Annotated in this window: 12 protein-coding genes and 4 tRNA genes; 4 read left to right on the plus strand and 12 right to left on the minus strand. The window is 64.4% G+C overall.

The window, feature by feature from the left end; all coding sequences use genetic code 11:
- Window positions 1–8: 8 nt before the first annotated feature.
- The 3 genes from QOS90_RS21180 to QOS90_RS21190 are packed head-to-tail and all read right to left on the minus strand — an operon-like array spanning window position 9 to window position 2754.
- Complete coding sequence (locus QOS90_RS21180; protein WP_085273672.1) at window positions 9–896, minus strand: rhomboid family intramembrane serine protease; 888 nt, start codon at window positions 894–896, stop codon at window positions 9–11.
- Window positions 893–1864 (minus strand): metallophosphoesterase, encoded by a 972-nt coding sequence (locus QOS90_RS21185; protein ID WP_027596709.1) that lies wholly within the window; start codon window positions 1862–1864, stop codon window positions 893–895. Before QOS90_RS21185 ends, QOS90_RS21180 begins: the two co-directional genes overlap by 4 nt.
- Entirely contained in the window at window positions 1864–2754 is an 891-nt protein-coding gene (locus QOS90_RS21190) for an NAD(+) kinase (RefSeq protein WP_027596710.1), read from the minus strand. The genes QOS90_RS21185 and QOS90_RS21190 overlap by 1 nt, the downstream gene beginning before the upstream one ends.
- Before the next feature lie 88 nt (window positions 2755–2842).
- On the opposite strand from QOS90_RS21190, the gene QOS90_RS21195 reads away from it, so the two are divergent.
- Together QOS90_RS21195 and cybB are read left to right on the plus strand one after the other, a co-directional pair.
- Window positions 2843–3778 carry a DUF1853 family protein gene (locus QOS90_RS21195; protein WP_085273673.1) on the plus strand — a complete coding sequence of 312 codons (936 nt, stop codon included), beginning with the start codon at window positions 2843–2845 and terminating at the stop codon, window positions 3776–3778.
- 137 nt (window positions 3779–3915) lie between these two features.
- Entirely contained in the window at window positions 3916–4461 is a 546-nt protein-coding gene (gene cybB / locus QOS90_RS21200) for a cytochrome b561 (protein ID WP_027596712.1), read from the plus strand.
- On the opposite strand, the gene QOS90_RS21205 is transcribed toward cybB, so the two are convergent.
- Both QOS90_RS21205 and QOS90_RS21210 read right to left on the minus strand, forming a co-directional pair.
- The gene (locus QOS90_RS21205) at window positions 4452–5345 is read right to left on the minus strand and encodes a 1-aminocyclopropane-1-carboxylate deaminase/D-cysteine desulfhydrase (protein ID WP_097151355.1); all 894 of its coding nucleotides are present in this window, start codon (window positions 5343–5345) and stop codon (window positions 4452–4454) included. The two genes, cybB and QOS90_RS21205, sit on opposite strands and share 10 nt — an antisense overlap.
- 78 nt (window positions 5346–5423) lie before the next feature.
- The gene (locus QOS90_RS21210) at window positions 5424–7460 is read right to left on the minus strand and encodes an NADPH-dependent 2,4-dienoyl-CoA reductase (RefSeq protein ID WP_027596714.1); all 2037 of its coding nucleotides are present in this window, start codon (window positions 7458–7460) and stop codon (window positions 5424–5426) included.
- A 190-nt stretch (window positions 7461–7650) separates the two neighbouring features.
- Between QOS90_RS21210 and QOS90_RS21215 the strand changes: the two genes are divergently transcribed.
- Window positions 7651–8769, plus strand: coding sequence for a nitrilase-related carbon-nitrogen hydrolase (locus QOS90_RS21215; RefSeq protein ID WP_027596715.1), 1119 nt, complete (start codon window positions 7651–7653; stop codon window positions 8767–8769).
- Window positions 8770–8773: 4 nt separating this feature from the next.
- Window positions 8774–9814 carry an AraC family transcriptional regulator gene (locus QOS90_RS21220; RefSeq protein ID WP_027596716.1) on the plus strand — a complete coding sequence of 347 codons (1041 nt, stop codon included), beginning with the start codon at window positions 8774–8776 and terminating at the stop codon, window positions 9812–9814.
- Window positions 9815–10044: 230 nt separating this feature from the next.
- On the opposite strand, the gene QOS90_RS21225 is transcribed toward QOS90_RS21220, so the two are convergent.
- The 7 genes from QOS90_RS21225 to QOS90_RS21255 all read right to left on the minus strand — a co-directional run bounded on the left by QOS90_RS21225 (window position 10045) and on the right by QOS90_RS21255 (window position 14025).
- Window positions 10045–10893: a DUF2242 domain-containing protein gene (locus QOS90_RS21225; protein ID WP_085273674.1), complete on the minus strand. Its 849-nt coding sequence runs from the start codon at window positions 10891–10893 to the stop codon at window positions 10045–10047.
- Window positions 10894–11082: 189 nt separating this feature from the next.
- Window positions 11083–11159, minus strand: a tRNA-Asp gene (locus tag QOS90_RS21230).
- 140 nt (window positions 11160–11299) lie between these two features.
- Window positions 11300–11376 (minus strand) — tRNA-Asp (locus tag QOS90_RS21235).
- 101 nt (window positions 11377–11477) lie between these two features.
- Window positions 11478–11554, minus strand: a tRNA-Asp gene (locus QOS90_RS21240).
- 92 nt (window positions 11555–11646) lie between these two features.
- Window positions 11647–11722: transfer RNA gene (locus QOS90_RS21245), tRNA-Val, on the minus strand.
- 321 nt (window positions 11723–12043) lie between these two features.
- Complete coding sequence (locus QOS90_RS21250) at window positions 12044–12817, minus strand: SDR family oxidoreductase (protein WP_027596718.1); 774 nt, start codon at window positions 12815–12817, stop codon at window positions 12044–12046.
- Window positions 12814–14025 (minus strand): O-succinylhomoserine sulfhydrylase, encoded by a 1212-nt coding sequence (locus QOS90_RS21255; protein WP_085273675.1) that lies wholly within the window; start codon window positions 14023–14025, stop codon window positions 12814–12816. Before QOS90_RS21255 ends, QOS90_RS21250 begins: the two co-directional genes overlap by 4 nt.
- Between the last annotated feature and the right edge of the window lie 9 nt (window positions 14026–14034).

Here is a 14034-nt window from a genome sequence, read left to right on the forward strand (position 1 = left end):
CTCCTAATTCAAGCCGACAGTTTACGCCGGGCCATGCCGCCACCCAAGAGCCCTGTCAGGCATCCGATGAGCAGGCCGCCGACGTGGGCGGCGTTGGCGATTTGGCCGAAGCCGAGCTGGCCGACCACGCCGGTCAGGCACACCACCAGCCAGATCAGCATCATCACCAGCACGCCCTTGGGCAGGTTGAAGTGGGGGTTGGGCGCCAGCCACTGGTACAGCCAGATGTGCCCGAGCAGCCCGTACAGCACCCCAGAAAGGCCACCGAACAGGCTCGCGCCACTGGTGTAGTGCTGGGCCAGGTTGGAAACCAGGCTGAACAACAGGGTCAGGCCCAGCAACAGCCATGGCCCCTGGCGCAGCTCGATGCGCTTGCCCAGTTCCCAGTACCACAGGCTGTTCATGGCCAGGTGCAGCACGCCGAAATGCAGCAGCATCGGCGACACCAGGCGCCACCATTGGCCTTCGGCGAGGCCCTGGGCCAGTGGGGTGAAGTACAGGTAGTCGCCGTGCACGCGGAAGTCGAGGAAGGTGAACCAGCCAATGGTCGAGAAGTTGTCGCCCAGGCCGGTGATGCCGGCAACGATGAAGCACAGCAGCAGGACAGCGGCGGTGACCTTGCAGGCTTTGACCTGGTCTTTGAGGGAGGGTTGTGTGGGGGCACTCGCGGCTGAATCCCCTTCCACAGGGGCCTGCGCAAGCTCAAGGTCGGCGTTACCGTCGGGATAGCGCTGGTAGAGTTGCAGCACATCCTGGGCCAGCGTGTCGGGGGCCCACAGCACCTGGACTTCACCTTCTTCACTGACCCGGTGTGGCACCTGCAAGCGTTGCAGCAGGTGCACGAAGCCGCTGAGGTCGACCGACAGCGGCAGGCGCATCACTTCGATTATGTTCATTGATTGGCCTGTGGGCGGTCGACGTCGACCCAGACGAACTTGTGCGGGTCGATACGGGTTTCATCATCCAGCCGATAGGCGACCAGCTTGCCGTAAAGCACCGCGCTGTAGTCGAGGCAGGCCAGGTTGTCGCGGATCGGCGCCGGGCGTCCGCTGCGCCAGTAGTGGCCGACGAACAACAAAGGCTCGTCCTCGGCATAGCGCAGCAAGGCGTTCTTCTGGGTATGGCTCAGTGGCGTGCTGGCGACGGCTTCAGGCAGCGCATCGGGCTGGAACACGATGTCGCCATAGGTTTGCGGGTCTTCTTCCCAGAACTTGGTGCGGAAGAAGGCGCGGGTCAGGCCATCGCCACCGGTCAGGGTCAAGCCGTCCGGCAGGCGCATGTCGGTGCCCCGCAGCAGGCGATTGCACACGGTGGCGGCAAAGCTGCCGGGCACGGCCGAGGCCTGGATGAAATGTTCGTCGATGCGCCCGTCCGGGTATTGCTGGCGCAGCGGCTCGATCAGCCGTGGGTCCCAGCAGGCATGCACCAGGCGGAAACGCCCGGCGTCGACGAACAGCGGCAGTTCGTAGAACCAGTTGACGAAGTCATGCCAGTCGCCCGGGTGGTGGGCGAACTGCGTGAGGGTCTCGTCGATCAGCCTGGCATGGCGTGGCGTGTGTTCGCGCACATGGGCCTTGCCGCTGCCGGGCAGCGCCGGGGTGACCCAGCCCAGGGCGTTGTACTCATGGTTGCCCATGATGCAGAACGCCTGGCCGGCTTCGACCATGTCGTGCACGATGTGCAATGCCTCGCGGATGCGCGGCCCACGGTCGACGATGTCGCCCAGGAACAATGCCTGGCGCCGCGGGTGACGCCAGACGCCGGCCACGCGCTTGTAACCGAGGGCGTCGAGCAAGCGTTCAAGGGTCAGCGCACAGCCATGCACGTCACCGATGATGTCAAAACTTCGCGCCGGATCGAGCATCAGTCGTCCCTGCTTCCAAGGCGGCTGCCCCAGCCGAGTTTGGTACGGCACACTTCGTAGTAGTTATGGTCCAGCGGGTGGATCAGGCGCAGCTTCTGCGGTTTCTTGCTCACCGTGATGGTGTCGCCAGGGGCGCAGGTGAAGTGGTTCTGGCCGTCACAGGACACCTGCGGGTAAATCTGCAGGTCCTTGGCCACGACAATCTTCAGCTCGCTGTTGCCGTCCACCACGATCGGCCGGCCCGACAGGGTATGCGGGTACATCGGCACGATGACAATGGCGTCGAGCTTGGGGTGCATGATCGGGCCGCCGGCCGACAACGCGTAGGCGGTCGAGCCGGTCGGGGTGGCAACGATCAGGCCGTCGGCCTTCTGGCTGCAGACGAACTGGCCGTCGATGTAGATTTCGAACTCGATCATCCGCGTCGACTTGCCGGGGTGCAGGACCACGTCGTTAAGCGCATCGCCCTGGCCGATGGCCTCGTGGTGACGGCGCACTTCGGCCTGCAGCAGGAAGCGGTTTTCCACCAGGTAGTGGCCGTCGAGCACTTCGGCGACCTTTTCTTCCAGCTCGTCAGGGCGGATGTCGGTGAGAAAGCCCAAGTTGCCGCGGTTGATGCCGAGCACCGGGATGTTGTGCCGGGCCAGCGCGCGGGCGGCGCCGAGCAGGCTGCCGTCACCGCCGACGACGATGACCAGGTCGCAGACCTCGCCCAGCAGCTTGCGCGTGGACGTTTGCAGGCCGTGGCCGGGCAGGACTTCGGCGATGGTGTCCTCGAGGATCACGTGCAGGTGGCGCTCGAGGAGGAATTTTTTCAGTCGGCGAATGGTGTCGAGCACCTGCGAGCTGCCAAGGCGTCCGATGATACCGATATTGCGAAATTGCTCCATGGGGCTCCTGCGAGGCTCTGCGGCGGGTGACTATGCGCCGATTATGGGCGAAACGACCGGGTAGCGGCAAACCGGCTATGCTCGCTGGATGATGCCTTTCGCCGAACTCCACGACTTGCCTCGCCAGTTGCGCCGCCCTGCCGTGCGCGACCTGGCCTGGGCATTGCTGTCGCCCCCGCTGCTGAGCGCCCCGCCCTGCCCCCAGCGCCACCCGCTGGCCGGCAGCGCCTGGGCCGATGATCCGCAACGCCTGAAAGCCTGGCTGCTGGCCCTGGATGCCGACGAGCAAGGGCTGCGCGACAGGCTGGCGCGCCTGACCAGTCGGCGGCTGGGCCTGTACTACGAATGCCTCTGGCAGTTCGCCCTGGGCCAGGCGCCGGGCCTTGAGTTGCTGGCAGCGAACCTGGCGATTCGCGCAGGCGGGCAGACGTTGGGTGAGCTGGACATTCTGCTGCGGGATGACGAGGGGGTGCAGCATTTCGAGTTGGCCATCAAGTTTTACCTGGGGCCTACCCACAGCGATGGCCGAGACCCGACGCAATGGCTTGGCCCAGGTTGCCATGACCGGCTGGGGATCAAACTGGCGCACCTGACTGGGCATCAGTTGCCGATGTCCAGTGGCGCACAGAGCCGCGTGGCCTTGGCCGGGCTTGGCGTGCAGCAGGTGCAGGCGCATCTGTGGCTGGCCGGTTACCTGTTCTACCCATGGCCTGGGCAGGCAGAACCGCCCGCAGGGGCCAACCCACTGCACCTGCGCGGGCGCTGGTTGCGGCGGCAGGATTGGTCGATGGCCACTGGCGAACGCTGGCAGCCTTTGCCCCGCGATGCCTGGTTGGCACCGGCGCGGGTCGAGGCGGATGAGTGCTGGACGGCACTGCAGTTCGGGGCCTGGCTGCAGGGGCTGGATGAGCATGCGCCGGCGCAGATGCTGGTCAGGCTGGAGCAGGAGGCCGAGGGTGCCTGGCATGAAGTGGAGCGGGTGTTTCTGGTGGCTGATAGCTGGCCACTTTTGCCCACGCGATGATTGTGCCCGCGAAGAGGCCGGTACAAGCAACACAATTTTCACCGACCTGGAGCAAAGATTGGTTCCGCCAAGCGGATACAGTGAGTGCTGAGCGCCACCAAGAGCGCCATTTCAAGACCTGATGATGAGGATCCTCCATGGTTTCATCCAGCCCCACGCAACATTACGCGCGCCTGTCCATCGCCCTGCATTGGCTGATGCTGGTGCTACTGGCCGTCGTATACGCCTGCATCGAGTTTCGCGGCCTGTTCCCCAAGGACAGCGCCGAGCGCAACCTGATGAAGGACCTGCACTTCATGCTGGGCCTGACCGTGTTCGTGCTGGTCTGGCTGCGCCTGGCCGTGCGCCTGAGCCGCCCCACCCCGCCCATCCTGCCCAAGCCACCTGCTTGGCAGACCGGCCTTGCCCACCTGATGCACCTGGCGCTGTACCTGCTGATGATCGGCCTGCCCCTGGCCGGCTGGCTGATCTTGAGCGCCGCCGACAAGCCAGTCCCCTTCTACGGGCTGGAACTGCCGCACCTCATCGGCGCGGACCCAGACCAGGCCAAATTCATCAAAGGCTGGCATGAACGCATCGGCAGCTGGGGTTACTGGCTGATCGGCCTGCATGCATTGGCCGGGCTGTATCACCACTACGTGCAGCGCGACAACACGCTGCTGCGCATGCTGCCCTACAAATAACCGCGCCGGCCTTGCAGGCCACCGGTATGCAGCACGATCAGGCGGGTGCCGGGCGCGAACAGGCCGGCCTCGACCTGCTCGCGCAGCGCCAGCAGGGCCTTGCCGGTGTAGAGCGCCTCCAGCGGCACGCCTGTGTGCCGCTCGCAAGCGTCGATGAACCCCAGCAGCTCGTCGTCGATCCGAGCGAAACCGCCCCGGCAGGCATCATGCAATTGATAGCCACTGCCGCCGGCCAGATCCCTCACAACGTCCGGCACGCCGTGATCGCGGGGCACCGCCAGCGCGCCGTGCACGTCATGCGCGCCCGCCTCTTCCAGCACCAGGCCGGCCAACGTTGTACCGGTACCCACGGGCAGCCACCAGGCGCTGTAATCGTCCCAACCGATCTCGCCCAGTTGCGCGCGCGCCTGCGCGACGATCAACCCGCAACCCTGCGCGCCGGCCAAGCCGCCGCCGCCTTCGGGAATGCAGTGCCAACCGGGGTAGCGTGCCTGCCAGGGCTGCCAGAAACCCGCCTCATGACGGGCGCGGTAGCCGCCATAGCCGAGCCAATGCACGTGCATGCCCAACGCCTGCAGATCCCGCACCGTCGGTGTGTCCTGGGGGTGGCCACGCAGCAGGCCGGCCGTGGCGAAGCCGAAGCGCTTGCCGGCAGCGGCCAGGGCATGAAGGTGGTTGGAGTGGCTGCCGCCGAGGCTGATCAGGCCAGGGGCACCTGACTCATGGGCGTGCTGGAGGTGGTGGCGCAGCTTGAACCACTTGTTGCCGCTGATCAGGGGGTCGATCAAGTCCAAGCGCAGGATGGCGACTTCGACCTTGGCGTTTTGTAGCCAGGGCAGGTTCAGGGGGTGTAGAGGAGCCTGGGGCAGGTCGAGAAAATCGATAGACATGGAACGGGGCCTGAAGCGAAGGCTTCAGTTTATCAGTGAACATCGGGGGCCGCTTCGCGGCCCCCGGCTATCTCAAAGCTCGGCAGCCAACCGCGAGCCTTGGTTGATCGCCCGCTTGGCATCCAGCTCGGCCGCCACATCCGCGCCACCGATCAAGTGCACCGACTGGCCTGCGGCCAGCAAGCCTTCTTGCAGCTCTCGCAGCGGCTCCTGCCCGGCACAGATCACCACGTTGTCCACTGCCAGCAATTGCGGCTCACCGCCGCCGACCCGAATATGCAAGCCGGCATCATCGATACCCAGGTACTCCACGCCGTTGAGCATCTGCACCTGCTTGTTCTTCAGCCCCGTCCGGTGGATCCAGCCGGTGGTCTTGCCCAACCCGTCGCCGACCTTGGACTGCTTGCGCTGCAGCAGATACACCTGGCGTGCCGGCGCGTGCGGCGCAGCCTTGATGCCGGCCACACCACCGCGGGCCTTGAGCTGGGTGTCGATGCCCCACTCTTTCCAGAACGCCTCGCGGTCCTGGCTGCTGGCCACGCCCTGGTGCACCAGGTATTCGGACACATCGAAGCCGATGCCACCGGCGCCAATCACCGCGACAGCCTGGCCGACTGGCTTACGCTGGAGCAGCACGTCCAGGTAGCTGAGCACCTTGGCATGCTCGACCCCCGGGATCGCGGGCGTACGCGGCGCGATGCCGGTGGCCAGGATGACCTCGTCGAAGCCGCCGTCCACCAGCGCCTGTACATCGACGCGGGTATTCAGGCGCTGGTCTACGCCAGTGCTGCTCAGCTTGTTACGGAAATAGCGCAGGGTCTCGAAGAACTCTTCCTTGCCCGGCACCCGCTTGGCCACGTTGAACTGCCCGCCGATCTCGCCAGCGGCATCGAACAAGGTCACCTGGTGGCCCCGCTCGGCGGCCACGGTGGCGGCAGCCAGGCCGGCCGGGCCAGCACCGACAACGGCAATACGCTTCACGGTGCGCACAGGCAGGTAGTTGAGTTCGGTCTCGTGGCAGGCGCGCGGGTTGACCAGGCAACTGGTCAGCTTGCCGCCGAAGGTGTGGTCCAGGCAGGCTTGGTTGCAACCGATGCAGGTGTTGATCTCGTCAGCGCGCCCGGCAGCGGCCTTGTTGACGAAGTCCGGGTCGGCCAGGAACGGCCGGGCCATCGAAACCATGTCGGCATCGCCTTCGGCGAGCACCGCCTCGGCGACTTCCGGGGTGTTGATGCGGTTGGTGGTGATCAGCGGAATGCTCACGGTGCCACGCAGCTTGGCGGTGACCTTGCTGAACGCCGCCCGCGGCACTTTGGTGGCGATGGTCGGGATACGCGCTTCGTGCCACCCGATACCGGTATTGATCAGGGTCGCCCCCGCCTGCTCGATGGCCTTGGCCAGCAGTTCGATTTCGTCCCAGGTGCTGCCCCCTTCGACCAGGTCGAGCATCGACAGGCGGAAGATGATGATGAAGTTCGGGCCCACCGCGCCGCGCACACGGCTGACGATCTCGACGGCCAAGCGCATGCGGTTTTCATAGCTGCCCCCCCAGCGGTCGGTGCGGTGGTTGGTGTGGGCGGCCAGGAACTGGTTGATGAAGTAGCCTTCCGAACCCATGATCTCGACGCCGTCATAGCCGGCCCGCTGGGCCAGCGCGGCGCAATTGACGAAGTCGACGATCTGTTTCTCGATGCCTGCTTCGTCCAGTTCTTTGGGCTTGAACGGGTTGATCGGCGCCTGGATCGCGCTGGGCGCGACCTGGCGCGGGCTGTAGGCATAGCGCCCGGCATGGAGGATCTGCAGGCAGATCTTGCCGCCAGCGGCATGCACCGCCTCGGTCACGATGCGGTGCTTGTCGGCCTCTTCCTCGGTGCTGAGCTTGGCAGCGCCGGAATAGACGCCGCCCTCGTCATTCGGAGCGATACCGCCGGTGACCATCAGGCCGACGCCGCCACGGGCGCGCTCGGCAAAATAGGCCGCCATGCGCTCGAAGCCGCCGGGGCGTTCTTCAAGGCCCGTGTGCATCGAGCCCATCAGGGTGCGGTTGCGCAAGGTGGTGAAGCCCAGGTCGAGCGGTGCGAGCAGGTGCGGATAACGGTCGGCAGCCATGGAATGTCCCCCTGTGGCGTGATCACGGAATGCGGGTGCCTCGCCGGCCGGCGGGCCCCGTCGTTTATCTGCCACTGACATTAAACAGCTGTTTGAACAGCCTCAATGATCGAAACTGACAACTTATTGATCCTCCCGTACAGCAGGGCTACCCTAGACAACTCCAACTTCCAAGGCGCTGTACCGCTTCATGCGAAAACTTCTGGCAAGCGCCCTGGCGCTGGTGATGATTGCCGCCCTGTGCGGCTACGGCTTCTGGACCCAGCAGCGCCCGGAAGGCCACTACCTTTCCGACCTGCGCATCGAGCTGGCGCTCAACCATGGCGTGCCCGGTGAGCGAGGCAATTTGCTTGGCGTCGAACCGCTGCTCTACCCCAGTGACTACCAGAACCTGCAACGCCTGCACCGCAAGCTTTCGGCCTATTTGCAGCAAGCTCGGGTACAGGGGCTGGTCGGCCCACGCACGGTGGTGGTGCTGCCTGAGCACATCGGTACCTGGCTGTGGGCACGGGGTGAAAAGAACGAGCTGTACCAAGTCACGCAGAGCCGCGAGGCCTTGCAATGGCTGGAACTGAGCAACCCGCTGCGCTATGGCCTGGCCATGCTGCGCGCCAACGCCGACGACTGGCGCAGCGACGCCCACCTGCGCATGAAGGCCGAGCAGATGGCCGCCGATTATCAGCAGTTGTTCGGTGGCCTGGCCAAGGAGTTTGGCGTCACCCTGGTGGCCGGCTCCATCGTGCTGCCGGCCCCCTATGTCAAACAAGGCGTGCTGCACGCCGGCAATGGCCCGCTGTACAACAGCAGCGTGGTGTTTGCCGGCGACGGCTCGCTGCTGGGCCAGCCACAGCGCCAGCAGTACCCGGACAGCGAAACGCGCCGTTTCATCCATGATGGCCGCCAGCAACCGCTGCAGGTGCTGCAAACCCCGGCCGGGCGCCTGGGCGTACTGGTCGGCAGTGACAGCTGGTACCCGGAAAACCACCAGCAACTGACACAACAATCCGTGCAATTGATCGCCAACCCGGTATTCCTCAGTGGCAAAGGCAGCTGGGAGGCGCCATGGCGTGGCAATCGCCATCAGGACGCGGCGGCCGAACTCGCCCTCAAGCGTGGCGAAGTCAGCGAACAAAACGCCTGGCAACGCCTAACCCAGGCCGCCGGCGAAGACGTCAGCAGCATGAGCGTGTTCATGCGTGGGCAGTTCTGGGAGCAGGCCAGCGATGGCCAGGGCTTCGCCCATCAGTCGGGTCAACTGCTGGCGGGCAACCCCAGCCATGGCGCCCGCCTGCTGAACCTGTGGTTGTAACCCCGTGGCCCGCCCCCGCGTGCGCCTGGGTGATCTGTCGGTAGGGTTTGTCCAGCCACTGGCCGAGGCCCTGCGCGTGCTGGGCCACGACCCTGCGCCCCTGCTGCAACGCTATGGCCTGGATGCGGCACGCCTGGCCGAAGCCGGAGCCCGCCTGTCGATCCCGCGTTACATGCACCTTGGGCATGCCGCCATCGCGCTCTGCGCCGAGCCGGCGCTGGGCCTGCACATGGGCCGGCTCAGCCGGCTGGCGCATGCAGGCCTTGCGGGCATCACCGCGGCCCAGGCGCCCACCGTGGGCGAAGCGGCGCGCACCTTGTTGCGCTTTGAGCCGCTGTACGCTGCCAACTACCGGGGCCACTCTCGCTTTCAGGAAGATGCCCAAGGCGCCTGGCTGCGGTTTTACTCCATCAGCCCCTACAACACCTACAACCGCTTCGTGGTCGACTCCCTGCTCGCCGGCTGGCTCGCGCAACTGGGCGACCTGGCGGGGACTGTGCTGCAGGCCGAACGGCTTGAAATCGAATTTGCTGCGCCGCCGTATGCCGCCCAGTATCAGGCGCTGTGCAGCACCCCGGTGCAATTCGGCGCCGACGGCAATCAACTGCGCCTGAGCCGCGCCACCCTGCAGATGGCCAACCCGCAGCACTGCCCGAGCACCTGGCAGCACCTGCTGCAGCTTTGCGAAGCGGAGTTGCAACAGCGCACGCGGGTGCGCAGCCTGGGTGAACGCATCACGCACCTGCTCGGCCCGCTGCTCAATGGCGGCCGCGAACCGGATCTGGACGAAGTGGCACTGAGCCTGCAGCTGCCGACCTGGACATTGCGGCGCAAGCTGGCCGAAGAAGGGACGCGTTTTCGCGACGTGTTGAACGAGACACGGCGCGACCTGGCCGAAACCTACATCCGTGACACGGAGCTGGCTTTCGGCGAAATCGCTTATCTGTTGGGGTTTGCTTCGGCAGAGGCTTTCCAGCGCGCATTCAAGCGCTGGACCGGCCTCACGCCGGGGGAGTTTCGCCGCAGTCAGCGGCAGGCCGGCTAAAGCTCGGTGGCGTCGTCGGCGGGTTCCGGGGTGTCCAGTTCGTATGCCTGGAACTCGAGCAGCTCTTCCTGATATTCATCCATTGCCCTGCGTCCTCTTTTCTCATTTGTCTTCGTAGATGTCGCCTTCAACCTAAGCAGGTTGGGTGAAGGAATGATGACAAGCTCATGAGAAGTAAACGTAGCAGGTATCGATGGCGTTATCGCCGCCTGTCTGTAACAGGGAATGTGTCAGAGCGCCGCGGGTGCGGGCTCTGCAGGCTGTGCCTCTTGTTGCACCTGAATAGGCGCAGGTTCGGCGGGCGGCGCTACAGGCTGTGACCCCTGGCTGTCATTGGCCACTGGCGCCGCTGGCACTTCGCTGGCGGGGGCAACGGCTGCAGGTGCAGGCGTGCTTTCAGCCGCTGGTGTGGCTTCAGCCGCGGGCGTTACAGGAGCGGCCACAGGCGCTGCAGCCGCCTGCTCCGGCAGCCCCAGGTCTACCGCTGGCTTTTCAACCTTGGGTGCGGGCGCCTCAGGCTCGACTTTGGCCTTCGCCTTGCTGGCCTTTTTCGGTTTCGGCAGATAGCTCTCTACCAGTGCGAAGTAACGGTCGTAGAACTGCGCCGCCGTCACCGTCTCACTGGCGACCTTGACCATCGAGTCATCACTGGAGCCTATCGGCATGGACACTGAACCCAGCACGCCCACGCCAAGGCTGGCGGAAGTGTTGGATTTCTTCAGGCTGTAGCGGTCCTGCAGGGCGTTGGCGAACATGGTCGAGCGCTGCTCGTCGCTCACGTCGGGTGCGCAGGTAACGTTGAAGCTGATCTGCAGGTGGTTTTCGCTGTTCTGCTGAAAGCTCTTGTTGCCGGTCACCTGGTTGGCGCCGCTGCTGGTAATGATGTAACCCTGGCTGAGCAAGGCGCGGCGAGCGGCCTCGCAGGAGCCGGCATCGGTCACCGGGAAGCTGCGCGAGAAGGTGCCCGAGTCATCGAAGTTCTCGTGCTCGTAGATGGCGGCTTTTTTCGAGGAACAACCGGTCACGCCCGCCAGCACCAGGGCCAGCCCGAGCGCACCAAAGACGGATGATCTGGTCATTGCGAATTCCGGGTAAGTCGAGAAGGTGCCTATTGTGCATCACTGCGCACGGGCACTGAAACCGTTCATCCGTGAAGAGTCTGTCAGCTTCGTGTAAATGTGGACTGGCGGGGCGTGAAAACGAAAAAAGCGACCCTAAGGTCGCTTTTCACGTTGCTTCGAGGCGTTCAAGGGGCCTCGAGGCGAAGATGGCGCAGCGGACGGGACTCGAACCCGCGACCCCCGGCGTGACAGGCCGGTATTCTAACCGACTGAACTACCGCTGCGTATCGCTTGGGCTTGCGCCCAGTTGAAACCTGTTGCCTGCTTACTGGCCAAGGGCACAGTGAAGTCAGGCACAAAAAAAGCGACACGTTGATCGCTCTTTTTGTTGCTTCGAAGCGTTCAAGGGGCTTCGAAGCGAAGATGGCGCAGCGGACGGGACTCGAACCCGCGACCCCCGGCGTGACAGGCCGGTATTCTAACCGACTGAACTACCGCTGCGTATCGTTCGGGCTTGCGCCCGATTGAAACTGGGATCGACCTCAGGCATATTTGCCTTTCGGTCTCAGACCGGTGCAAGGCACCCATCTGTTACTAAAAAGTGGCGCAGCGGACGGGACTCGAACCCGCGACCCCCGGCGTGACAGGCCGGTATTCTAACCGACTGAACTACCGCTGCGCATAGTGACTTACGTCGTGGCTTATCAGGCCTTGTTCCTCTCTGGCTATCTGCTTCTTTCGAAGCTTCCTGCACCAGGAACGCTCAGGAAGTGGTGGGTGATGACGGGATCGAACCGCCGACCCTCTGCTTGTAAGGCAGATGCTCTCCCGGCTGAGCTAATCACCCCCGCGATGTTGCTTGTTGCGTTTGCTTCGCTGAGGCCGCGAAATTTACGCAGGTACCGATGCTAAGTCAATACCCCCATTGAATTTTTTTTCAAAAAGGGCAAAAAAGAGGTTTGCCAGTGCGAGGGCAATGGATCGATCCCGCCTTCACTGTAGGAGCAGCCTTGTGCTGCGAAGAGGCCGGTGAATGCACCGATGATTCAGCATGAGCTCACTGCCCTCTTCGCAGCACAAGGCTGCCCCTACACCAAGCAGTCGCGCGATGATTAATCGCTGGAAACAAGAAGGGGACCTTTCGGTCCCCTTCTTAACATCTGACAGCTCAGGTGTAGATCATCTTGCGGGTCATGCCGCCATCGACCACGAACTCCTGGCCGGTGACGAAAGCCGCTTGGCGCGACAACAGCCAGGCCACCATGGCCGCCACGTCTTCCACCGTCCCTACCCTGCCCGTCGGGTGCTGGGCATGGTCGGCATCGGTCAACGGTTCGGCACGGCGTTGGGAAGGGTCTCGTGCATCGATCCAGCCCGGGCTCACCGCATTGACGCGGATCTCCGGGCCCAGGCTCATGGCCAGGGCATGGGTCAACGCGACCAGGCCGCCCTTGCTTGCCGCATAGGCTTCGGTGTCCGGTTCGGACTGCCGTGCCCGGGTCGAGGTCAGGTTGACGATCGCCCCGTTATGCGCACGCAGGTAAGGTGCGCAATGCTTGGCCAGCAGCATCGGGCCATTGAGGTTGACCGCCAGCACGCGGTTCCATTGCGCCAGGCTAAGGCTTTCCAGCGTCTGGTTGTGCGGGTTGGCGATGGCCGCATTGCACACCAGCGCGTCGAGCCGACCGAACTGCCCCAGTACCTCGGACACCCCGGCACTGACCTGCGCCTCGTCGGCAACGTCCATGGTGATGAACCAGGCGTTGTCACCCAACGCCTTGGCCACCTTGGCCCCGCGTGGGCGGTCAAGGTCGCTGAGCACCACCTGCCAGCCTTCGCAGATCAACCAGGCGGCAATCCCCAGGCCGATGCCGCGAGCGGCACCGGTCACCAAGGCTACCCGGCCGTTATGGCCTGGCTTACTGCCGCTGATTTCAATCACAGTGCCGCCAACCCACGCGCGAGGTCTGCCTGCAGGTCGGCCACATCTTCAAGGCCCACGGCAACGCGGACCAGGCTGTCGCGGATACCCGCTGCCTCGCGCTCCTGCGGCGACAAGCGGCCGTGGGAAGTGGTGGCAGGGTGCGCGATGGTGGTCTTGCTGTCACCCAGGTTGGTGGTGATCGAGATGACCCGCGTGGCATCGATGAAGCGCCAGGCGCCCTCTTTGCCGCCCTTGACCTCGAAGCTGACCACCGCACCAAAACCGCTCATCTGGCGCTTGGCCAGTTCGTGCTGCGGGTGGCTTGGCAAGCCGGCGTAATGCACTTTCTCGATGCCGTCCTGCTGCTCCAGCCACTCAGCCAGTTGCTGAGCGCTCTCGCAGTGCGCACGCATGCGTAGCTTGAGCGTTTCCAGGCCTTTGGTGAAGATCCACGCATTGAACGGGCTGAGGGTCGGGCCTGCTGTACGCAGGAAGCCCACCACTTCTTTCATCTGCTCACTGCGCCCAGCCACCACACCGCCCATGCAACGGCCTTGGCCATCGATGAACTTGGTTGCCGAGTGGAACACGATGTCGGCACCCAGCTTGAGCGGCTGCTGCAGTGCCGGGGTGCTGAAGCAGTTGTCCACCACCAGCATGGCGCCACGCGCGTGGGCGACTTCGCTGAGGGCAGTGATATCGACCAGCTCGGCCAGCGGGTTGGACGGCGACTCGACGATCAGCAGCTTGGTATTGGCCTTGATGGCCTTTTCCCAACCCGACAGGTCGACCAGCGGCACATAGTCCACCTCGACGCCGAAGCGCTTGAAGTATTTCTCGAACAGGCTGATGGTCGAGCCAAATACGCTCTGCGACACCAGCACATGGTCACCGGCGCTGCACAGCGACATGACCACGGCAAGGATCGCCGCCATACCGGTGGACGTCGCCACTGCCTGCTCGGCGCCCTCCATGGCCGCCAGGCGTTCCTCGAAGGCACGCACAGTCGGGTTGGTGTAGCGCGAGTAGACGTTACCCGGCGTTTCGCCAGCAAAGCGTGCAGCCGCATCGGCAGCCGTACGGAAAACATAGCTGGAGGTCAGGAACAGCGCTTCGCTGTGCTCGGCCTCTGGTGTACGGTTTTGCCCGGCGCGCACCGCCAGGGTGTCGAAGCCGACACCCTCGAGGTCACTGTCCAGTCGTCCGGCATCCCATTGATCCGTCATGCCGTCGCT

Origin of the sequence: Pseudomonas sp. LAIL14HWK12:I10, from assembly GCF_900184205.1 — a bacterium.
GTDB classification, from domain to species: Bacteria; Pseudomonadota; Gammaproteobacteria; order Pseudomonadales; family Pseudomonadaceae; genus Aquipseudomonas; species Aquipseudomonas kermanshahensis.

Bases quoted from the DNA above. Each gene is read 5' to 3' on its own strand.
- QOS90_RS21180 (WP_085273672.1), bottom strand. From the start codon at position 896: ATGAACATAATCGAAGTGATGCGCCTGCCGCTGTCGGTCGACCTCAGC.
- QOS90_RS21185 (WP_027596709.1), bottom strand. From the start codon at position 1,864: ATGCTCGATCCGGCGCGAAGTTTTGACATCATCGGTGACGTGCATGGC.
- QOS90_RS21190 (WP_027596710.1), bottom strand. From the start codon at position 2,754: ATGGAGCAATTTCGCAATATCGGTATCATCGGACGCCTTGGCAGCTCG.
- QOS90_RS21195 (WP_085273673.1), top strand. From the start codon at position 2,843: ATGATGCCTTTCGCCGAACTCCACGACTTGCCTCGCCAGTTGCGCCGC.
- cybB (WP_027596712.1), top strand. From the start codon at position 3,916: ATGGTTTCATCCAGCCCCACGCAACATTACGCGCGCCTGTCCATCGCC.
- QOS90_RS21210 (WP_027596714.1), bottom strand. From the start codon at position 7,460: ATGGCTGCCGACCGTTATCCGCACCTGCTCGCACCGCTCGACCTGGGC.
- QOS90_RS21215 (WP_027596715.1), top strand. From the start codon at position 7,651: ATGCGAAAACTTCTGGCAAGCGCCCTGGCGCTGGTGATGATTGCCGCC.
- QOS90_RS21225 (WP_085273674.1), bottom strand. From the start codon at position 10,893: ATGACCAGATCATCCGTCTTTGGTGCGCTCGGGCTGGCCCTGGTGCTG.
- QOS90_RS21255 (WP_085273675.1), bottom strand. From the start codon at position 14,025: ATGACGGATCAATGGGATGCCGGACGACTGGACAGTGACCTCGAGGGT.